Annotated in this window: 17 protein-coding genes; 4 read left to right on the forward strand and 13 right to left on the reverse strand. The window is 41.6% G+C overall.

Annotated elements, in window-relative coordinates; genetic code table 11:
• Nucleotides 1-74: 74 nt before the first annotated feature.
• Nucleotides 75-4256 (reverse strand): CHAT domain-containing protein, encoded by a 4182-nt coding sequence (locus ABM313_RS03530; RefSeq protein WP_434686321.1) that lies wholly within the window; start codon nt 4254-4256, stop codon nt 75-77.
• Between the two features lie 768 nt (nt 4257-5024).
• On the opposite strand from ABM313_RS03530, the gene aroC reads away from it, so the two are divergent.
• Nucleotides 5025-6107 carry a chorismate synthase gene (gene aroC / locus ABM313_RS03535; protein ID WP_434686322.1) on the forward strand — a complete coding sequence of 361 codons (1083 nt, stop codon included), beginning with the start codon at nt 5025-5027 and terminating at the stop codon, nt 6105-6107.
• A 60-nt stretch (nt 6108-6167) separates the two neighbouring features.
• Here the strand turns inward: aroC and ABM313_RS03540 are convergent, their stop codons facing one another.
• The 3 genes from ABM313_RS03540 to recJ form a co-directional block, all read right to left on the reverse strand.
• Nucleotides 6168-6803, reverse strand: a complete 636-nt coding sequence (locus tag ABM313_RS03540) for a hypothetical protein (RefSeq protein ID WP_434686323.1) — start codon at nt 6801-6803, stop codon at nt 6168-6170.
• Nucleotides 6804-6883: 80 nt separating this feature from the next.
• On the reverse strand, nt 6884-7720 hold the full coding sequence (locus tag ABM313_RS03545; RefSeq protein ID WP_434686324.1) for a hypothetical protein: 837 nt from the start codon (nt 7718-7720) through the stop codon (nt 6884-6886).
• Between the two features lie 37 nt (nt 7721-7757).
• Complete coding sequence (gene recJ / locus ABM313_RS03550) at nt 7758-10196, reverse strand: single-stranded-DNA-specific exonuclease RecJ (RefSeq protein WP_434686325.1); 2439 nt, start codon at nt 10194-10196, stop codon at nt 7758-7760.
• 59 nt (nt 10197-10255) lie between these two features.
• On the opposite strand from recJ, the gene ABM313_RS03555 reads away from it, so the two are divergent.
• Nucleotides 10256-11368 (forward strand): histidine kinase, encoded by a 1113-nt coding sequence (locus ABM313_RS03555; RefSeq protein WP_434686326.1) that lies wholly within the window; start codon nt 10256-10258, stop codon nt 11366-11368.
• A gap of 44 nt (nt 11369-11412) precedes the next feature.
• On the opposite strand, the gene ABM313_RS03560 is transcribed toward ABM313_RS03555, so the two are convergent.
• Together ABM313_RS03560 and ABM313_RS03565 are read right to left on the reverse strand one after the other, a co-directional pair.
• Nucleotides 11413-12138 carry an NnrU family protein gene (locus ABM313_RS03560; RefSeq protein ID WP_434686327.1) on the reverse strand — a complete coding sequence of 242 codons (726 nt, stop codon included), beginning with the start codon at nt 12136-12138 and terminating at the stop codon, nt 11413-11415.
• A gap of 70 nt (nt 12139-12208) precedes the next feature.
• Nucleotides 12209-12463: a SemiSWEET transporter gene (locus tag ABM313_RS03565; protein WP_434686328.1), complete on the reverse strand. Its 255-nt coding sequence runs from the start codon at nt 12461-12463 to the stop codon at nt 12209-12211.
• Nucleotides 12464-12531: 68 nt separating this feature from the next.
• Here ABM313_RS03565 and coaE point away from each other — a divergent pair, with 68 nt between their 5' ends.
• Nucleotides 12532-13140 carry a dephospho-CoA kinase gene (gene coaE / locus ABM313_RS03570; RefSeq protein WP_434686329.1) on the forward strand — a complete coding sequence of 203 codons (609 nt, stop codon included), beginning with the start codon at nt 12532-12534 and terminating at the stop codon, nt 13138-13140.
• 111 nt (nt 13141-13251) lie between these two features.
• Here coaE and secG read toward each other — a convergent pair whose 3' ends face one another.
• From secG to ABM313_RS03600, 6 genes are all read right to left on the reverse strand, one after another.
• Nucleotides 13252-13593: a preprotein translocase subunit SecG gene (gene secG / locus ABM313_RS03575; protein ID WP_434686330.1), complete on the reverse strand. Its 342-nt coding sequence runs from the start codon at nt 13591-13593 to the stop codon at nt 13252-13254.
• A gap of 162 nt (nt 13594-13755) precedes the next feature.
• Nucleotides 13756-14382, reverse strand: a complete 627-nt coding sequence (ntcA, locus tag ABM313_RS03580; protein WP_052017741.1) for a global nitrogen regulator NtcA — start codon at nt 14380-14382, stop codon at nt 13756-13758.
• 661 nt (nt 14383-15043) lie between these two features.
• Nucleotides 15044-16042 carry a ribose-phosphate pyrophosphokinase gene (locus ABM313_RS03585; RefSeq protein ID WP_434686331.1) on the reverse strand — a complete coding sequence of 333 codons (999 nt, stop codon included), beginning with the start codon at nt 16040-16042 and terminating at the stop codon, nt 15044-15046.
• 151 nt (nt 16043-16193) lie between these two features.
• Nucleotides 16194-17477, reverse strand: coding sequence for a cell division protein FtsZ (gene ftsZ / locus ABM313_RS03590; protein WP_434686332.1), 1284 nt, complete (start codon nt 17475-17477; stop codon nt 16194-16196).
• A gap of 139 nt (nt 17478-17616) precedes the next feature.
• Nucleotides 17617-18429, reverse strand: coding sequence for a cell division protein FtsQ/DivIB (locus ABM313_RS03595; protein ID WP_434686333.1), 813 nt, complete (start codon nt 18427-18429; stop codon nt 17617-17619).
• A 24-nt stretch (nt 18430-18453) separates the two neighbouring features.
• On the reverse strand, nt 18454-18720 hold the full coding sequence (locus ABM313_RS03600; RefSeq protein ID WP_434686334.1) for a hypothetical protein: 267 nt from the start codon (nt 18718-18720) through the stop codon (nt 18454-18456).
• 256 nt (nt 18721-18976) lie between these two features.
• Between ABM313_RS03600 and htpG the strand changes: the two genes are divergently transcribed.
• Nucleotides 18977-20872, forward strand: a complete 1896-nt coding sequence (htpG, locus tag ABM313_RS03605) for a molecular chaperone HtpG (protein WP_434686335.1) — start codon at nt 18977-18979, stop codon at nt 20870-20872.
• A 222-nt stretch (nt 20873-21094) separates the two neighbouring features.
• Here the strand turns inward: htpG and truB are convergent, their stop codons facing one another.
• Nucleotides 21095-22000: a tRNA pseudouridine(55) synthase TruB gene (gene truB / locus ABM313_RS03610; protein WP_434686336.1), complete on the reverse strand. Its 906-nt coding sequence runs from the start codon at nt 21998-22000 to the stop codon at nt 21095-21097.
• Between the last annotated feature and the right edge of the window lie 417 nt (nt 22001-22417).

Raw genomic sequence — 22417 nt, forward strand, 5'->3', positions numbered from 1 at the left:
TTACATAAATCTTGTTAAAAAACTGTTTTTTGTAGGGTGGCTTCGCCAAAAAAACAGTTCTGCGAAGCCATAACTTACAACCAATTACCCACCAAAATAAAAGATGACCAAAAGAAAGGATGTCTGATATCAACATTTTCAGTACCTTTGGGCAAGGAGATCGCCGCAAAACCATCAACCCCAATAATTTGACTGTTCTCAATTTTGACTTTACCTTTTAACAAATCAAGTTGTGCTTGCCTTAAAGCTGTAGCCTTACTAAGCGCATTGGGAAAAGACTTATAAAAGCTAATCATCAAAGGTGCTGTCCCCACATCGGAAACTGCCCAAAGCGATGCAAGAATACTTCGCGCACCTGACTCTACTGCTAATCCACTAATACCAAGATTGTTGCCTACGGCAGTTTCACAGGCACTCAAGGTCAACATATCGATCACAGGTTGATCAAACCTAAGGCTAGGAATTTGATACGATCGCAACTTGCCATCCCAGAATTGAATATAGGAATCCTTAGCGCGATCTTCTAAAAATTGACCATGAGTTCCTAAATGGAGAATTCCATATTTTTCCTTACCCCGTTGCGCTTGCAAATTGGCAACTGTAAAATCGCGATCTAAAAATGTAGTTCCAGCCAATACCTGCGTACCAATCGTTCTAATCTCAACTTCTACGGCTGGTAATGCGCTTAATCCTTCTCTTGCCTCAGTTAGCCCCATGGCTAGAACACGGGTGTTTTGCCGATCGCGCTCTTCTAGCCTCGTTACCCGCAACGAGGGAATATTTGCTGAAGCATAGCGCTCCACTAAGAACTGTTTCCCATCATGAAGAGCGGCAGGAGGAATCACTCGTAAACCAGAGTCCATCACAAAGACAACCGTTTCAATCTTAAGCTCCTGTAATTGAGCATCAATTGGACGCATCACCCAGTCATAGAGTTTTTTGGCTTGGTCTAAATAGTCTAGCGAACTTGTATCCCTGAGACTGGCTCGATAATCTATCAAAGCTGTAACGATTTCCTCCTCGTTAGCATAGTTAGTGTAGCGATGAAAAGGCTTGCCCAGTTCTTTGGGTGGGATTACCAAAATTTCAATGCGATCGTTCAGCATGATTGGGTAAATCAGTACAGAAGCACTACCTGAACGTTTTGAGACATCACTGAGCAGATCTTGAGCTTGACTAATACTTAATTCTGGCGGATTTAGACTTTCTCCTAAGAAAATTCCTAGCTCAGACACATAGGCTTTCTCGATCGCTTGAAATGCTTTTTCTAAGTTTTCTTCTTTCAAGAAGCGATTAACTTCTCTTTTCATGACATCTTTAATTTCGAGCAGCGCTTGCGTCTCTATATCAGCGGAATTTACGCCAACTAAAATCTTGGGAGGCGTGAAGGTCGTGTCACCTGATGGTGCGATCGATATGTTGCCCTGAGCAAAAATACTTGTGCCAACAGGAATAATCCTACTAAGGGCTAGAGTGGAAGATCCAGTAGTGACGATACCTGCGGTTCCATTAATACTAGAATTACCAATCACAAATGGATTAAGTCCACCATGTCTCAGAAATATTGAACCGCCTGAATTACCACTATTACTGGCTGTACAAATGCTGGCTCCTGCACAGGCTGTAAACGGACTAGTCACAAATCCCAGCACTCTGATATTACCTCCAGTTGATGCGGCGAAAAAATTTCCACCTTGAATCGATCCCGAAGAATTTGCTGAATTAAAAATAATATCACCAATAGGATCGAGGCTAATATTGCCACCACTACCAAGATCACTGCTGGCATTGAGATTAGTAGTTGTAATACTATTGCGAGCGACAAAAGTAATATTACCGCCATTCCCATTAATAGAACTAGCATCAATATTACCTATAGTGGTGTTAATCGCACCACTTGAACTAGTAACTGAGATTTGACCAGCATTACCAAGTATGAAAGCTCTTGAAGTAAGATTGCTAGTTGTAATATTTCCCAGAGCTTGAAGATTTATAGCCCCCGCATTGCCAGTCTGAGTGGCGACAGTAAGTTCTCCTGCTCTAGTATCAATAGTTCCTAATTGACTAATGAGCGTAATTTGTCCCCCATTTCCTACACCATCACCAGAAGAAGCAAATATATTAGCAGTAGTTATATTATTAGATGCTCGCAGAAAAACATTTCCAGAATTGCCAATATTGGAATTCCCTGCATTTATATCTCCCAAACTAGTATTGATCGCGCCACTTGAACTCGTAAATGAAATCGAGCCAGCCGTACCATTACCACCTACATCAATAAAGGAACCTACAGCAGCTAGTGGGAAAGCTCCAAATCCAGTCCTAATATTGCCTGCTGCCTGAAACGTAATGTTTCCGCTATTTCCGATGGTAGCAACTGCATGAACTCGTCCAGAGCTAACATCGATCGCACCACTGGTACTTGTTAACGAAATATTGCCAGCATTGCCAATTAGACCACCAGAGTTTGTGGCAATGCTATAAGTATTACCAAACTCAGTAAAGGTTCCTGTCGTTTGAATATTTGCACCTGCTTGGATTGTGACATTACCACCATTCCCATTGGTAATAGAGACTGCATTAATGCTATTTAGTCTGACATCTCGACCTGCTGTGAGGTTAACATTGCCAGAATTACCAACAATAGGAACTGTCTTGAGTCCTCTAAATCCGACAATATCTCGACCTGCTGTAAAGTTAATTGCCCCCGCATTTGTAGAGATGTCACTGTTGACGTTGATATCTCTTCCGGCTTGAGCCGTCAACCCTACACCAAATATAGCAATTGTCACTGGGGTATTAAAATTAATATCATTGGTTGCTTGTAAAGTGACATTTGTTACTGCCGCATTAATAAAAGCTACATCTATTTCGTTTGCTCCGATATTAGGATCACTAAATTGATCTACATCACTCAGAGAAAAGAATGTACCAGTACCAGCAATGATATTAATATCTGTCGGATCAAGCAGTAATGTGCCTACTTTTCCATTAGCAGCTAAGGTGTTTACATTCCCTCTATAATCAAGGTTCTGTTTCCCTGATACTTCCACAAAACCTCCATCACCAGACAGAGTTCCACCCTTAGCAAGTATAGTTCCTAGAAATCTGGTAGTACGATCAGACCAAACGATCGCAGTGCCAGCATTACCACTCAAGAGCGCACTCACATCAATCTTGGAATTACGATCTACAAAAGTTCTCAATGCGTTTGGGGCTTTACCATTACCCTGAAGATCTCCACCAATAAGAACTTTTCCACCACCAAGCGCTCCAGATGCATCAATCTCAGCATTTACTAATCCCACTCTCTCTCCAAAAATCCCAACTAAGCCTCCTTTGCCAGATGAATCTGAGACATCAATCTTTCCCGATAAAATTGACATACCATTAGTCACCACAACATCAGTAGGTGACGGAGTTGCAACTAGGGCAAGTGAACCATCAGCCTTGACAATCACGCGATCTGCTTCAGGTACTTTCCCTGTGAGTAGTTCTGCTAATTTGGGTAATTCTGTAATTTTGCCATTCCAGTTAGTAGGAATAGCATTATTTGTAACTTGCAATCCTAAAACTACATCAGGCGATCGCAACTCAACTTGGCTATTTCCTGCTACAGAGGTTAAGGCAATGTTTCCACTAGGAGCCGTCAATGTGCCTGTATTGATGATGCTACCACCAGTGAAAGTAATGCTTTTACCAGTATCTACTGCTAAATCACCTTGATTGATCAGCCCTGCTGGTTGAGAGACAGCAAACCGAATCGTTTTGGGATCACCACTGGGAAAGCTGAGGGAATTTTTGTCAACATTAAAGGTTCCGTTATCAAAGCCTAAACCTGTACCTGTCGTTGCATGAAATGAACCACCAATATCTAAGCGGGCATTTTGTCCAAAGACAATTCCGTTGGGATTCATCAGATAGAGATTTGCATTGGGGAAAGCTTGACGGCTTTCAATTGTCCCTAAAACCGCAGAGGGGTTGTCACCTGTAACCCGATTGATGATGTTACGAACGTCAGCCCCATTTAATGCAGAATAGCCAGTATTAAAGGTTACACCTGACTGCGGCACATTAAATTCGCTAAAGCTATGATAAAGATTGCCACCGTTGACCGTACCTGCACCTGTTGGGGCGATCGCATTGCCATTTACTTGAGTCGCTGTACTGCCATCAACCGCAATCTGAGCTTGAGTCGAGTTGGCGATACTTAAGGATGCGATCGCTGCCAAAATCAGACAAAATCTATTTTTCATTTAACTCATACCAGATTGAAGCTAGTTTTAACTACTGTTAGAAAATTGAAGTGTGAACTATCGGCAACTCTCGAAATTAAAAATTATTGAGAAATTCTTTAACCAAAAACTATTGGAGTTAACTCTATCTTTATCTATGCAGATCATCTAACCCCAAATAGAATATTTGTGCAGCAATCTTAATTGAAATTTATATAACTGTCGCCAAGTGTATCAAGACATAAAACCCAAAAGAGAGTTGGGGCGCTTTGCGCCCCAACTCTCTTTTGGGTTTTGATTTTGTTCTAACATGACTAGCGACAGCTATAAATAAATTATTGGAGGCATTTTGAAAGTTAAGTTACCACAGACTATCTTAGCCGTAAAGAATTTTTAATCAGCAAATTTTACTATTTGTTAAACAAAATCTAAAAATTTTGTATTTCTTCAAAAGGAAAAGATAGGCTGCGCGAAGCAAAGCCTATCTTTTCCTTTTTGTATTGTTAAAACTCTTACAAGATTTGTTTTTAATTTACAGAAGTGTCGTCACACTTTCAACAATTCTCATTATGAAAACGATTTTGGTGTTTCCAGCACCAAAGGCGCTGGAAACACCAAAATCGTTTTTTTTTGAAAGCCCACCAACGGCGGGCTTTCAAAAAAAACGATTTTTATAATGAGAATTACTATCACACTTTTGTGAATTGGTATTAATAAGAGTAGGTACTATAAAATAGGGGATGATCAAACCATGGTCATCACTTATTTTTTAGAATTCAACATTTAAACATGGGTAGTACATTCGGGCATTTGTTTCGCGTCACAACTTTTGGGGAATCTCATGGCGGGGGCGTGGGCGCGATCGTCGATGGATGTCCACCACAACTTGAGCTTAGTGAAGCTGATATTCAAATTGACCTCGATCGCCGTAAACCAGGGCAAAGCAAAATCGTTACGCCTCGCCGTGAAGACGATCGCGCTCAGATCTTGTCAGGAGTATTTGAAGGTAAAACTCTTGGCACACCAATCATGATTTTGGTGCAGAACAAAGATGCTCGCAGTCAAGACTATTCGGAAATGGCTGAAAAATTCCGTCCCTCCCATGCTGATGCTACCTATCAAGCAAAATATGGCATTCGTAATTGGCAAGGCGGCGGCAGATCGTCCGCAAGGGAAACGATTGGGCGGGTTGCCGCAGGTGCGATCGCCAAAAAAATCCTCAAACAAGCCGCGGGTGTAGAAATCATCGCCTATGTTAAGCAGGTTAAGGACATGATTGCGCCTGATATTGATCCAAATACGGTGACGATGGAACAGGTAGAAAGTAATATTTTGCGCTGCCCCGATCCAGTCATGGCGGAAAAAATGATCGACTTCATCGACAAAATCCGTCGTGATGGTAATTCTGTCGGCGGTATTGTCGAATGTGTAGCCCGAAATGTACCTGTCGGTTTGGGAGATCCTGTATTTGACAAATTGGAAGCGGATCTTGCTAAAGCAGTGATGTCTTTGCCAGCCAGTAAGGGTTTTGAGATTGGTTCAGGATTTGATGGAGTTCACTTAACTGGTCGTGAGCATAACGATGAGTTCTATATGGATGGCGATCGCCTTCGCACTCGTACTAATAATTCTGGCGGTATTCAAGGTGGTATTTCCAATGGCGAAAATATCATTTTGCGGGTTGCATTCAAGCCGACAGCGACAATTTTGTTAGAACAGAAAACTGTATCCGTTGCAGGTGAAGAAACCACGCTCACAGGTCGCGGTCGTCATGATCCATGTGTATTGCCTCGCGCAGTGCCAATGGTGGAAGCGATGGTGGCTCTAGTATTGTGCGATCGCTATCTCACTCAAAAAACAGTTTCTCTATAAAACTACTATTCTCATCACGAATTGCGATCGTATATTTTTTGTAAATTGCGATCGCTTGACTTATCTAGAGCGAAAGCGCTGAATACGTTTTTGGATATCGGAAGTAATCTCTTGGATTTCGGTGATATCACTAGGAAGTAAATGTTTTTGCAATAACTTCCAAATTGGTTCTAATTCTGTAGGATATTTGAGAAGTAGCAAAAGAATGTCATTTTCGTAAATGCTGGCGCGATCGAATTTATTTTGTCGGTAAAGAGAAGGCAATGCATAAAGTTTGAGAATTAGCAGACCTTCAACAGTGACACAGCGCACAGTTAAATTGCTAAATTGCCTTGAGGTTGTGCAGTTCTTGGCGATGTATTTGAAGAGTGTATTTTGAGTCAGTAAAATGTCTACTTGAAGCTTATCAAAAGTTGCTCTGACAAAGTTTTGATTTTGATCAGCAATTGTTAACTCAGGCAGTGAGGTGAGATCTTTTTGGGAAAGTATCAGATCAATATCCTGTGTGTTGCGACCATCAACATAACTCAGTAGTGCAACACCACCAACGAGTAAATAATTAATATCCCGTTGTTGTAAAAGTGCAAATAAGCGATCAATATTCTCTGATAAACAGCCTATTCCTGACTGATCACTACCCCAATTCTTCATGTCAAATATAATTCCATTTTTGACGATTTCACTAATAGCCGTCATTATTTATACCAAAGATTAATTTTTCAAATGACTTTCTTTTAGATAAATTATTGCAAAAACAAAACTTTTTATTAGCTAACTTATTCAGCATTCTTAATGGTTTTAGGAAGACTGACAATTAACTGTTTGTTTCGTATTTTAGATATAAACTCATCAGCGTTAGAACAACCAAATGAAGTAATAATCTTATGCCATTCTAATAATTCTTGGAGGTTATCAGGGATGATCTGAAAAGATTGAGAATACTGTTGAAGAAGACTTTTAAAGGGAGAATCACGCATATTATTGATAAAGGTTGTAATGACAGTGGAAGCAACTTGACATGACCATTTAGCAACTGATTGAGTAGCAACTGCATAAATAAATGGAAGAGAAATAGAGTTTATTTCTTGGTCAGATAAAATAGCTCCATATTTTTCCATAAGCCCTTCATCATCACGATTAATAGGTATCTTGTGATCAGCAATAATTACACGATGACTTTTCAATGAAGACAGAATTGTTTGATGTTCTTCTATCAATCCATCTGTAATTTTATCTCCAGCCAATAAATGAACAAGTCGATTACGAACTCTTACAAGAAGGTTAAAACTCTGAAATGGTAGTCTTCCGTTATCAAAGGGGGTATCTGAAGTAGAGCAGCTCGCTTGAAGTAATCTTATTTCAATACTTTCCCTAGCCTGTAAAAGCGGCTCAATTACAGAAAAAAGAGATTGCGCCTCAAGATCATCTCTATCTTTTGCTAATTCAATGAGTTCATTTAGAAATGCTTCTACTGTCATGACAGAGAATGTAATAGCGATGATTGCATCATTTTGCCCACCATCTGCAAAGTTAGGCTTTTGATATCTAGATCTCTGATAGGCAGATTGAGCTATTTCAAAAAGCTTTTCGGCACTTAAGATTAGGTTGTCCATGATTTCTAATTTTATGTCATATTTCTATTACGATATCTTACCCGACATTTACAAATAATGCCGCAAGCTTTGCGATTGCAATGCCATACCACTTTTGCATTCTGAGAAGTTCTCCATCAAGCGGTAATGTCGGTGGGAAATCGCAGATATAACCTAGTTCGCGTAAAGCCGAAACGATCGCACTTGGCGAAATCCACCATTGCTGTGAGATATCTAACAGATTTAATTTTTCTGTATTCTCTAAATCAAGAGATTGAACTTGGGCGCGAAATTGCTCAATGGAAGGGACTGAAAGAATGTGCGAACCAAGATAGATATAGTCGGGTCTAGCGGTGGCGATAAGCCATTGGAGATGAGTGAATGATGGCGGTAAAGTCCATAACACAACTGCTTGATAAGAACGATCTCGTATGGGGCGATCGCAATCGACATCACCTTGAAACTTATCGGCTGGGCGATCGCATCCGTATAGTAATAATGGACGCGGCAATGGTCTTGGAGCTTCGCTGAGTTTTTGCCATTTGGGCAGTTTGGTAATTACGGGCGCAGATTTATACTGCAATTGCAAATGCTTGGGCGAATTTTGAGAACTTTCCATAGCCGTACCTGTTGCCTCGCGAATGCCAACTACTTCTAATTCTACTGAAGTTGTATCTTGCCACTGATTAGCGCGTAACTTGTAAGCAATATCCACATAATCAGGCACAGGACAATATTCTCCCCATCGCCATGCGATCGCCTTAATCTTGCCGTTACCTGTATCAAGTTCTAGAGAAAGATGTTTGACTTTATCTCTACCGCGAGTTTGCTGGGAAAGTACGCGCACATTCTGACTATAAAACACAGGATCGGGATTACCAAGTCCACAAGGTTGCAGGCGATCGCAGATTTGTAACATCGTCATCGAGATCTCGCTGAGATCTGCTAGTACATCAATATTGATTAACGGCATGATGTGACTAGGGAGAATATTTTCGCGATCGGCAAATTCTCTCAATCCATTTCGCAGCTTTTCCATATTCTCCGCAGGCAGTGTAAAGCCTCCCGCCGCCTTATGTCCACCGCCTTTGTTGCGAATATTGGCGATATATTCGAGGGAATGGAAGACGTGAAATTCAGGAATTCCCCGCACTGAGAAGCGCACAGTTGCACCTTGATGATTTGAGTCTGTTTCAGAATCTTCGCCATGAGCATCTTCATAACTCCCAATAAAGACAGGTGCGCCGTAACGTTCGACTAGGCGCGAGGCAACAATGCCAATTACGCCATGATGCCAACCATTTACCTTGGAGACTTCTTTTTCATTATTTAGAGAAGATTTCTTTTTTTTGCTTTTAACGGGAGCGATTGCATTCTGAACTTCGCGATCAACGATTACTAGAACTCTTTCTTGCTTAATATCAAAACCTTCTAACTTTTTTTTAGTCATATAAGCGATCGCTTCTTCTTCAATCTCTTTACAAAGATCTTGGCGCTTGCGATTAGTTGCCTCGCATTCTTGTGCTAAAGCGATCGCTTCACCCATTTCCTCGCAAGTTAATAGATCGATAATTACTTGGGGATTGCCAATCCGCCCGATCGCGTTAATGCGAGGACCAAGCCCAAATCCGATCGCTTCAGGTTTCAATCCTGTTTGTTTATCTTTGGCAATTCCTGTTTCGTTAATCAGCGCGATAATGCCAATTACTTTAGATTGAGATAATAATCGCAAACCTTTTTTGACTAATCGGCGATTAATTCCTGTGAGTGAAGCAAGATCAGCGATCGTACCAAGGGTAAATAATTCTAATAAGGGATTTTCTAATTCGGCACGTTTGCCAAAGCGATCGCTTAATTCCAACGCTAAGACATAGGCAACACCGACACCTGCGATCGCTGCGTAGGGTGAATTAGGATCGACGCGATATTTCGGATTGAGGATTGCAGTTGCTGGTGGAATTTTGCTAACGTCTTCGGGGACTTCGTGATGATCGGTGACAATTACAGAAATATTTAAGGATTCTGCAAGAGCGATCGCCTCATATGCGGCGATGCCATTGTCCACGGTAATGATTAATTTCACATCGCGATCGTGGCAATCCTGCACAATCCGTGCGTTAATTCCATAGCCCTCCGTCATCCGACTCGGAATTTCGTATTCCACATTGCCACCTAATAATCGCAAGGTGCGAATTAATAGAGCTGTGCTAGTCATGCCATCAACATCATAGTCACCGCAGATCGTAATGCGATCGCCATTTTTAATGGCAAGCTCAATGCGATCAATACTCGCGATTAAATCAGGAAATTCTTGTTTGGGATCAGGCAGATCTTCCAGTTCGGGATCGAGAAAAATCTTTGCAGCTTCAGGTGTATCAATACCGCGATTTAGCAAAACCTGAGCAATTATGGGCGAAAGTCCCGTAGAATTAGCGATTGTTTCTGACAAATCTGGTTGTGGAGAGAAAATCTGCCATCGCTGTTGAGGTAAAAGCATGAGAACAATAATATAATTATTAAGAATGTCTTAAAAATCCGTTGCGAGTCCGAAAACCAATGAGGACTATTCCAACATTACCTGAATCAACACTACAACTTTTACTATTTATTGACGATCGCCCTAAAGCAAAGGATTTAGTCAAGGAAGTAGAGGAATTTTTGCAACGAGAAAGTGATTGCCGTTCTGAACTGCAAATAATTAATGTTGCTAGTCAACCACAACTTGCCGAACTCTTTAAAGTCGTCATGTCTCCAGCTTTGCTCAAATTATCACCTTTACCACGTCAAACGATTGCAGGTAAAAACATAATCAAGCAATTGGAAACTAGTTGGGATACTTGGAAGCAACAGGTACTAGATCAAACAACTAATCATCCACCCGAACTTGCTCAAAATATTGACTACATGAACGAGGTGGCACGTCTTGCCGATGACGTATTTCGATTGTCACAGGAAAAAGCTGAAATCGAAGAGCAAATTCGCTTCAAGGATCGTGTGCTAGGAATGCTTGCCCATGATTTGCGGAATCCCTTAACCGCGATCTTATTGGCGATCGATACCATTGAAAAGAGTGGCGACAAAATCGAGCCGCAGATGGTTTCTCGCCTACTCAAACATGCTCGAAATAAAGCACGCGATGCCGACAGCATGATCACCGACATTCTCGAAGCAGGACGGGGGGCTAACGCCCAATTTCGCACCCAACGCCAAAAGATCCAACTCGATCAACTTTGTCATAGCGTTGTTAGCGATTTCTATTTTCACAAATGTCTGGAGGGGAAAATGCAAAAGCTGATTAAGGATATTCCCACAGACTTACCGCCTGTCTACGTCGATCAAGAAAAGATCCGTCAAGTTTTAATCAACCTGTTGGGTAATGCCACAAAATACACTCCCGAAGGCGGCAAAATAGAGCTAACGGTGATGCACCGTACAGCCCAAAAAATTGAAGTTAGTATTACCGATAACGGTCCAGGGATTCCCGCAGAAATGCGCGATCGCGTATTTGAGGAGCGCTATCGTCTAGAGCGTGATGATGAAGCTGATGGCTATGGAATTGGTTTATCCCTATGTCGCCGCATTATTACCGCTCATTATGGTCGGATCTGGGTCGATGACGCGATCGGCAAAAAAGGCAGTTGCTTCCGATTTACGCTACCAGTTTACTAAGCTTTTTAATTACGAAAAAGGCGGCGCATTGCGCCGCCTTTTTATTACCAATTCACATTTGCGGATGCCGTAATCACGATTGGGTGTAACCAGCGAAATAGCACAACCGTGATAGCAACACCTATATAAGCGGGTCGTACAAATTCTTGTAAAACTAATTTCTGCCGACCTTGGGCGATCGCCAGAAATGGCACAACCGAAGTACGTTCCTTGAGTGCCAGAAATGCCTCCCCATGACGCTTAAATAAACGATGATCGCCATGCCAAACGGCAAATGAATGGTAACTGATTAAAGCGATCGATGTCGTCAGGGCAAAGGAAGTCCCCAGCCAAAGCGTATGGGCAATGCACCAGAGCGTCATACCAATTAGTTGGGGATGACGACTGATGCGCGTGATCCCCGTCTCAAATAAATGCACTTGGGGCTTTTGGATCGCCGCAACTTCTCCCAGATTAAAAGTAGCGGGATAAAGGAATAGGAAGGCGATCGCTGATAGCCCTAAAACAAATTCATGAATGCCTGAAATGCCTTGTAGATTCCACAATTGCACGCCGTCGTAGCGATGGTTAAAGTAAAAAATAAATAGGACTACCGCAAGGGGAATACTAACCAAAGCAAACAAAACTCGGTATAGCCTCTCTCCAATTTTTGATTCTGCCCAAATTCGTAATGCTGCAAGCCCACTATGGGCGATCGCGAAAGTCAAAATCAATCCCAGCATTACAAAATGGGTGAAATAGGTTGAGAAGAAAGTGCTAAAGGAGGTCATGTTAACTAATTACGAAAATAGATAAAAAAGCAAGCGAAGGTAGCGTCATAAATTTTAACTTTTATTGCAGCTAGCCATACTTTAGTTTGAATCGCAAAATTGCGAGATTCAAAACTAGTGTGATGCCATTAGCAATATAAATTGGCGCAGCATTTACCAGTAATCCATAAATTAGCCAAAGTGTAACCCCCGCAATAAAAGTAATTAACATCGGTAAAGAAATATCTTTTGTTGATCGCGATCGCCAAATCTTGATTACTTGAGGCAAAAAAGCAAGTGTTGTCAGAGAAGCAGCCGTAAATCCAAGGAGATTGGTGAAGTCCATAGGGTACACAAATAAGCTAATTTGGGGATGTTTTGCTAAGCAAAGATCTCCAAATTGAATTAAAACACATGAAACAACGCATCATCGGCATCACAGGAGGCATTGCTACGGGGAAAACCACGGTTTCCGATTATTTACACCACACCTATGGCTTGCCAATTCTTGATGCTGATCTTTATGCTCGCCAAGCTTTAGCAGGAGATCGACTCGCGAAACTCCGCGATCGCTATGGCAAATTAATTTTTGATGATCAAGGTAATCTTGAGCGCCGCAAGTTGGGGGCGATCGTATTTGATAGCGATATTGAGCGCCAATGGCTCGAACAACTAATCCATCCCTATGTCCAAGAATGTTTAATTAGTGAAGCCAATCGCCTCTCACCATCAACTGTAGTCATGGTGATCCCTTTGCTTTTTGAAGCAAAAATGGAGAGCTTAGTGACTGAGACTTGGGCGATCACCTGTGATCCCCAGCAACAATTACAAAGACTTATGAACCGCAATCATTTGTCAGAATCTGAAGCATTGCAAAGGATTGCTAGTCAAATGTCCCAATCTGAAAAAATAGAACTAGCCGATGTCGTAATTGTTAATTCCGACAACACCGAAGAGTTGTTTTTTCAAGTTGATAATGCACTACTTAACTCACGGTCAGGAATTTTCTTAAAAATGATGTGAAGTTGTCCATGCACACACTTATCGAATCAAAGCATTTTCTTTCAGCGTGCTTTTAAATTCTAAAAAACAGGGATATGCGACACGAAGTGTCGCATATCCCTAACTTAATATCTATTGCTGAGGCTTTTCAGGAGTTGTCGCAGGTAAATTTAAGGGGATTGGCTGTGAATTAGGCACAGCATTAGTTGCAGGCGCTACTTGTGCTGGTGGTGGAGCCGTTTCAGTTGGTGTCGTAAACCAACCACCACTAAGAACTACTGTTAATCCCAAAAAAGCAGCAGTTAAAAACCAAGTCACTCGATTTAGGGCTGTTTCAGCACTTTTGGTACTAGAGAATAGCTGAGCTTGACCACTAAAGCCACCTAAACCATCACTTTTAGGACTATGCAACAAAATTAAGACCACTAAGCAAATGGCGACGATAGACCAAACTATTTTTAAAGTTCCGTACATTTCAGGTATTTTTCTTTATATATTTTTCTATAAACAGCTTAACGCATCAACAATTAGATTAAAGAACTAGATGTAATGCCTAAGCAATCATCATTATGAAACTAGTTTTGAGATTTGTAGTGCGAGGGCGCGATCAATCCCAAAACTAGTTTTGATGTTTCTTTAAGCAAATTGCTGACCCAACTCAATCGGGTTATGGACTGTAATCCGCTTTTTAGAGATCGCGATCATTTTTTGCTTTCGCAAATCACCAAGCAATCGGGTTACCGTCACTCGTGTAGAGCCGATCGCTTCAGCGATCGCCTGATGAGATAGCTTCAAATCAATCGTCACACCATCCGTCGATGGTGTACCAAAATCACGACAGAGAATCAACAAAAAGCTGACTAGTCTTGATCCCATGTCGCGATGGGCAAGCGTCTCAATCATCATCTCCGTTTGTAAAATCCGTGATGACAATCCACGCAATAAGACCATCGGCAGTTCGGGATCTTCCTTCAACGCCTTCTCTACTTGATCAATTGGGACAGATAGCAACTCAACAGGCGTAAAGGCAACTGCATGATAAAAGCGATCGGAACGATTGCCAGTAATCAATGACAAAACACCAAATACGCTATTTTCTCGTAATAGGGCAACTGTAATTTCTTCACCTGCTTCGTAAACTCTAGAAAGTTTTACTGCGCCTTTAACTAAAAAGTAAAAACGTTCCGCAGGATCACCAGGGAAAAAAATTGTCTTACCGCGTTCAAACGTTTCCGTCATGGGTGGAAACATTCCCCCATTCATTTCGCGAAAGACTTCAACAAGAGCACGGTCTGCCAATCTTATATATCCTCTTTAACCAAAAATAAAACAGTATATATAGCGCTTCATAATCTAGTAAGTTAAGGAGCAGTCTGCCCACCCAAGCTAGGAAAATAGTTCTTTGTAAATCATCTACTTGAAAATCGTTACATAGCACTTTTCAAGTAGATGATTTACAAAGCCTGTGTCCCTACAAAAGGCAGGAGCGCAAGCTTGTAACTTTGTAGACTAGAAAAAGCTATGAGGCATCATTTAGCGCTTACTAGACTAGAAAACTGGCAAAATCTCAAAATATACGATCTCAAATTGCGATCTCAAATTTTAAAGAAAGTATGCCAGCACACAATCAATTTGAGTGATATATGTTAGCTTTCAACCTAATGTACATAATGAAAGTGTATGTAGTTCCACCGTACATTGCCTTCAAAGTCGTAACTCAGGAAAGCAGTGAAAACTTTTCTAATTCGTCAAAAGTAAGTCACAAAATCAGAAAGCTTGCCTAGAAACAGAGACGAGTATTCTCACTTAAACTTACTACATAATTGCAATTTGTATCGTAGTGTACATTTTCTTGAATTAAGTATAACTGTGAAAATAATCACGACACAAAAAACTTACAGATTTAAGATATGAAGGTTGCTCCCTACCTAAACATGCTACTTACAGAAGTATCTTCGTGGACTCGCCAGATTGTCTCGCCAAGGAGGTCTGCAACTGATAACACCCTTAATTGAGGAAAATAGTTTTCTTGTCTCACAGGTGTCGAGTTAGTCACTATCACCTCTTCAAACACACCACTTGACAAGCGATCGATCGCTGGAGGTGAAAAAATAGCATGGGTTGCACAAGCATAAACCTGTCTCGCCCCCTCCTTTCTCAATAGCTTGGCTGCTTCATATATTGTGCCAGCCGTGTCAATCATGTCATCAACAAGGACAGCCGTTTTACCAGAAACATCTCCAATCACATTCATTACCTCAGCCACATTATGGCTTTGGCGACGTTTATCAATGATAGCTAGAGGAGCATCATTGAGTTTTTTAGCAAAGGCACGGGCGCGAGCTACTCCCCCTACATCTGGTGAAACCACTACCAAGTCAGGTAGCTTCTTCTCATTGAGATAATCAAATAAAACTGGAGAACCATAAACATGATCGCAAGGAATATCAAAATATCCTTGGATCTGGGCTGAGTGCAAATCCATCGCGATCACGCGATCGGCTCCAGACTGCACGATTAAGTTGGCAACTAATTTTGCGGTTATGGACTCACGTCCTGCGGTTTTGCGATCGGCCCGCGCATAGCCATAGTAAGGCATGACTGCGGTGATCTGTCTTGCTGACGCACGACGGCAGGCGTCGATCATAATCAATAATTCGGTCAAATGGTCATTTACAGGGCGACAGGTCGGTTGGATCAGATAAACATCACAACCCCGAATCGATTCCTGTACTTGCACATAGACTTCCCCGTCAGCGAAATTTTTTCGCACCATAGGCCCTAGTTCTATACCTAAATAACGGGAAATCTCTTGGGCAAGTGGCAAGTTTGCTGAGCCAGCAAACAGCCTAAGTCGGTCTTCACCGCTATTTAAAGAAGGTAGTCGGTGAAGTCCATGCCTAGTAGTCGTTAAGTGTGTCACTGCAATTTATCAGGAGGTAACATAGCCATCATTCTATTGTCAGGCTTAATCCGCTATTCGCACTATCTGTTTATGATTAAATTAGATATTTTTTCCAGACAAAATAAAATAAAAGCCATAAATCAGAAGCATAGCCTCTAATTTACGACTTTTATTTAGGTGGACGGCGGCGCTGTAAAAAATCTGGAATATCTAGTCCTGGCTTACTAAGTTTGATCTCAGACTGAGATGTAGTAGGCATGGCAGAGGTTGAGGCTCTGGTTGTCGGGCTAGGTGGTAGAGGCTGCACTTTTTTAGAAATTTGCGGTGGGATCGCTGGATGAGTTTTAGGAGCAAATCCTGTAGCAATCACTGTAATCCGAATCTCTCCATCTAACTTGGGATCAATCACTGCCCCGAAAATAATATTGGCATTTTGATCAACTACTTCGTAGATTGTCTCAGCGGCTGCGTTGACCTCATGCAGAGTCATATCCTCACCACCTGTGATGTTAAATACAACCCCACTTGCTCCTTCAACGGAGGTTTCCAGTAGAGGTGAAGAAATCGCTGTCATCGCAGCTTCTCTGGCTCTGGATTTGCCTGAACCGATGCCAATACCCATCATGGCTGAACCTGCATCTGCCATGACAGCACGAATATCAGCAAAGTCAACGTTGACTAGACCGGGGATCATGATGATGTCCGATATGCCCTGTACACCCTGACGCAGAATATCGTCAGCAACTCTAAAAGCTTCTTGGACTGGAGTTTGCTCAGAAATCACTGAGAGTAGCTTGTCGTTGGGGATCACAATTAGAGTGTCAACGCGACTCTGTAAACCAGCAATTCCTTCTTCAGCTTGCTGCCCACGTCGTCGTCCTTCAAAGGTAAACGGACGTGTGACTATACCAACTGTCAATGCACCTGCTTCTTTGGCGACCTCAGCGATGATTGGTGCAGCTCCTGTGCCAGTGCCTCCCCCCATACCTGCGGTAATAAATACTAAGTCGGCTCCTTCAACGGCAGCAGCGATATCATCACGAGACTCTTCGGCGGCTTTCTGACCGATCGCAGGATTGCCACCAGCGCCTAGACCTCTGGTCAGTTTTTGACCCATCTGAAAGCGTTTAGAAGCAGATGATTGAAGTAGTGCTTGAGCATCGGTATTAAACGACCAGAACTCTACTCCTACCACATCACTCGCGATCATGCGATTTACAGCGTTGCCGCCGCCACCACCAACACCAATTACCTTAATTTTTGCAACACTGCCCAACATGATATTATCCGCTTTTGTATCAACGCCTAACTGCTGCTTCATACGATTGTGAGAGTGACTTAGGTGTAGTCTAGAGTTATTTGAAAACTCAGAAAGTTCATCCATTTGCACGTCTACTTCTCCGTTTTCCGAACCATTTGAGTCCAAATCTGACCAGTCATTTTGAGATGTCATTTATCGAGGGATGTCATAAATAGAATCGTTTTACTGATGCTCTCTAGATTTTGCTAAGCTTAAACCCCATTCGAGTCAGAAGTTCGAGTAACAGTTTAAACCTACCAGAAAAAAATAATAATAGCCTTAAAACGACAATTTAGGATTTTGTTTCAGAAGATTTATCTTTTGTTGGCATATTCATTTCTAAAATTGGATTGCTAGGTTGGCTGATATCAATATGTCTAAAACTTTTTGATTTCAGTTTTTCGGGTAATGTCCTAAGCCGATCAAGTGTCTCTAACTGTGTGGTAAAGAGTGATGGCTTGTATGTGCCAAAATATACCAGCCCTAGCTCTGTAGTCAAAATTAGATTTGATTCATCGCGGGCATCAACTTGGGAAATTTTGACCTGACTCTGGCTAATTTGGCGATATAGCGTTGACCATTGACTGATTGATCGATTATTTGGTTCTAAGATCACGAGATTCGGTTTAGCAATATTTGATGGATAAGCTTTCGCGGACACCCATATACCTTCGGCATCCAAAAAACCTAGCTGACCTTTGCGTGTGGAGTTAGCGATAGGCAAGCGTTCTTGGACTTGAATAGTTAACTTAGAGGGAAAAATAGTGCGTGAGACTAAAACTTTAGAAACTGGGGCATTTGCTTCTAATTGGGCGGTGATCGCTTGGGGTTGAATTTGAAAAATTGATTGGGGATATTGAATCGCCAGAGATTTCTTGATGGTTTCTTTAGAGAGCAGATTATTGCCCTCTATTTCAATTTGATTCGCACTGCGTAATTGCCACTCTGGGAGCATGGCAATCCAAAGCATTGCACCCGTGAGTCCCGTGATAAATGTTAACTGCCAAATACGTTGAAAGATGCGAAGGCGGCGTTGTTTTCGCAGTTGTTTGCGGCGTGCCACATAGTCTGCCTCTCCAGTGGAGATAGGGAATTCAACCGTCATCTTTGCTCCTACCTGTTCATAGTGCTAGGAGTCAGATGATGGGCTACTAGCAAATTGTCGTTCCAGCATAGCAATGATTTCTTCGCGTCGGTTGGAAATAGCTAAGGGATCGTTGGATTTGGGGCGTAAAAACATTACTTGTTCTGTACGCTTGTAATTTGATGGTTGCTTTTTGTCTATTAAAGACTGGATAGCTTTAACAAAAAATATACCTGCACTTATTACTAAAAGTACAGACACTGAGATGTAGATAACCGCTGCGATCGCCATATCTGTAAATATTTGATTCAAAAGTGCTCATATCACAATAGAGGAGCAAATCAGGTTTTTCAACTAGAGTTACAAAAATGTATAGATTTGCTTTGCAAACCTTCATAAACCCCTGCATAAACCTAAGTAAAAAGTTAGCGCTTCGCACTAACTTTTTACAGCAAAGGTACGGAGAACGCGACAACCCTATCAGATTTGATGTTGCTATTGGTTCGGTATAATCAGGCTTGATTAACAATTCAGCAACATTTAGAAATATTTAGGAGCTTTGCGCGATATGCAAGAGCAGGGAACGATCAGCATTCATACCGAGAATATCTTTCCCATTATCAAGAAGGCTTTATATTCAGAGCGAGATATCTTCTTGCGGGAATTGATCTCTAATGCCGTAGATGCCATTAGCAAACTCAAGATGGTCTCTTATGCTGGCGAGACTAATCACTCCGCCGATCCCGAAATTGTTGTCACCATTGATAAAGAGAAAAAGACTCTAGCGATTACTGATACGGGCATCGGCATGACTGCGGATGAAGTAAAAAAATATATTAACCAAGTTGCCTTTTCTAGCGCCCAAGAATTTGCCACTAAGTACGCTAGCAGTGGTACAGGTGATCAACAAATTATTGGGAACTTTGGTTTAGGTTTTTATTCGTCATTCATGGTGGCGAGTAATGTTGAAATTGATACGAAATCCTATAAAGAGGGTGCTGAAGCAGTCCATTGGTCTTGTGATGGTTCGACCACATTTACACTAGATGACAGCGATCGCAGCAATATCGGCACAACGATCACTTTGACTTTGCAAGAAGATGCTGAGGAGTATCTAGAAGAAGCATCGATCAAACGGATGATTCGCAACTATTGCGACTTTATGCCTGTGCCGATCAAGCTCAATGATGAAGTTATCAACAAGCAAACAGCACTTTGGGACAAGTCCCCCAAATCAGTTACCAATGAAGAATATTTAGAGTTCTATCGCTATCTCTATCCTTACCAAGATGATCCTCTATTCTGGATTCATCTAAATACCGATTATCCATTTGTGATTAAGGGAATTCTTTATTTCCCCAAAATGAAAGCGGATATTGATCCTAATCGTGGACAAATCAAGTTGTTCTGTAATCATGTTTTTGTCAGCGACAATTGCGACGATGTGATTCCCAAGTTCTTGATGCCTTTGCGTGGGGCGATCGATAGTACTGATATTCCTCTGAACGTATCACGTAGCTTTTTACAAGGTGATCCCAAGGTTCGCAAGATCCAAGACTTTATTGCGAAAAAAGTAGGTGATCGCCTTACGTCTCTCTATAGCGACTCCCGCGAAGAGTTCCTGAAATGTTGGCAAGATATCAGCATCTTCATGAAGTTTGGCTCGATGAATAGTGATAAGTTCTATCAGCAAGTCAAAGAAATTTTGGTGTATGCCACCACTAGCGAAGATGAAGCAGTCAAGAGCGAAAGTGGCAATTACACTACTTTACAAGCCTATCTAGAACGCAACAAAGAAAAACACGAAAATCAAGTCTTCTATACTTCCGATCCGATCGCTCAAGGGACTTATGTAGAATTGCATAAAAACCAAGGATTAGAAGTGCTGACTTTTGATTCATTTATCGATAGTCACTTCATTAACTTCCTTGAGCGCGAATTTAAAGATATTAAATTTGCGCGTGTTGATGCAGAAATTGACGATCGCCTCGTTGACAAGGAATCAAAAACCGAAATTGTTGATCCGAAAACCAATAAAACTAAGAGCGATCATCTCCAAGATATCTTCCGTGATGCATTGAATAAGCCAAAATTGGTAATTCGTACTGAGGCTATTAAAGCGGAAGATGCTGCTTCAGCACCACCTGCAATCATTCTATTACCAGAATCTGCTCGTCGGATGCAAGAAATGATGGCGTTGATGCAACAAGGTACGGTGAGCTTCCCTGAAGATCATGTGCTGCTGGTAAATACCGCCCATCCATTAATGGAGAAGTTGATTGAGCTTGATAGCAGTCAAGTTTTAGTTGGTGGTAAATCAGAATCTACTGATCTTGCTAACCTGATTTGTACCCATGTCTATGATTTGGCGCTGATGGCACAAAAGAGTTTTGATGCTGACAGCATGAAGGGCTTCTTACAGCGCTCTAATCAATTACTAACTAAATTGACTAGCAAAATCTAATCTAAAAGAGAAAGGACGCAAAGCACCCTTTCAAACCCAAAAATGAGATGGCGGCGCGAAGCGCCGCCATCTCATTTTTGGGTTTTGATTTGTCTTGATACAAGTTGCGGCTATAGTACCAATTCACAAAAGTGTGGCGACACTTTTGTGAATTGAAAATCAAACCCAACAAGGGTTTTAAAAGCACAAAATGGCGGAACCATTTTGTGCTTTGGTATAAATCTAATTTATGGGATGTAAAACGACTATCGGTTGCATCCCAGCTTCGACAACTTCACTAACACCTAGAAAATTCTGACTCTGGTCACACATTCGTAAATAAATATTTTCTGCGCCTAAGTTAGAAAAATTATCGGGAATCGCGATCGCTTGCCCCATACACCAACGCTTTGTCTCATCTTCGTTAAGTGAAACCACAGGTAAGAAATGTAAGCCATGATCGGGAGCAAGTACTTCGAGGTTACTAGATTTTAAAAATTCTGCAATTTGCTCAAAGGTTAAACTTTTATCTAAATTAAATCCGTTACTATAAGTGCGTCTTAGTGAGGATAATGTCGCGCCATAACCCAGCTTTTCTCCTAAGTCCCGTGCGATCGAGCGAATATATGTACCTGACCCACAGGCGATCGCCACATCTAATTCTGGATATTCCCCTTCAGTCCAATTTAAGATCCGAATTTCAGTAATTTCCACGGAACGCATGGGAATATCAGACTCTGAGATCTCACCGCGCCGCGCTAGATCGTAAAGACGTTTACCATTAACTTGAATCGCACTAAACGCTGGCGGACGTTGGGTGATTTTGCCTTGAAATAAGGGCAGTAATTTTTGAATTTCTGAGAGCGTTAACTTTGGACAAGGGCGATCGCTAATTACTTCACCTGTAATGTCATCGGTATTGGTAACTAGCCCAAAGCGAATTTTGGCATCATAGGCTTTGCCCTCTGGTAAAAATCTTAGAAGTCGCGTGGCATTACCAACAGCGATCGGTAAAACCCCTGTTGCCATTGGATCAAGAGTACCGCCATGACCAATTTTCTTTTGCTTTAGTAACTTGCGCAACCGACTCACACAGTCATGAGCCGTAATAGATGGAGGCTTATCGATACTAATAAATCCATTGAACATAGAAATTACAAAAAACTGTGATGCTTGTTAATTAATACCAAAACACAAAATGGCTATGCCATTTTGTGTTTTTACGCCCCTAAAAAGCAGAAATGAGTAGCAATGCAATGTCTAGGACACACATATAGCTGTCGCCAACCCAAGAAGAGAATGGCTGCGCGAAGCGCCGTCGTTCTCTTCTTGGGTTTTACGTACTAAATTGTGATAAAGTACAAGGCTTCCAGTTATGTCAACAGACAAAATGAAGCGAAAGCAAGGAAAATCTGTCCTAAAATATAAACAGTAGATATAAAGATCAAGTTTCTTCCAAGTTGTATCTGTCTTGAAAAATATGCTAGACCGCTACACCTCATGCATACACGTCGTTAGATTTCAATACTGTGTGTTTTTAGCTTCACCATTTGTGATATGGGGTGA

This window comes from Pseudanabaena minima str. Chao 2107, from assembly GCF_051131155.1.
Taxonomy (GTDB): domain Bacteria; phylum Cyanobacteriota; class Cyanobacteriia; order Pseudanabaenales; family Pseudanabaenaceae; genus Pseudanabaena; species Pseudanabaena minima.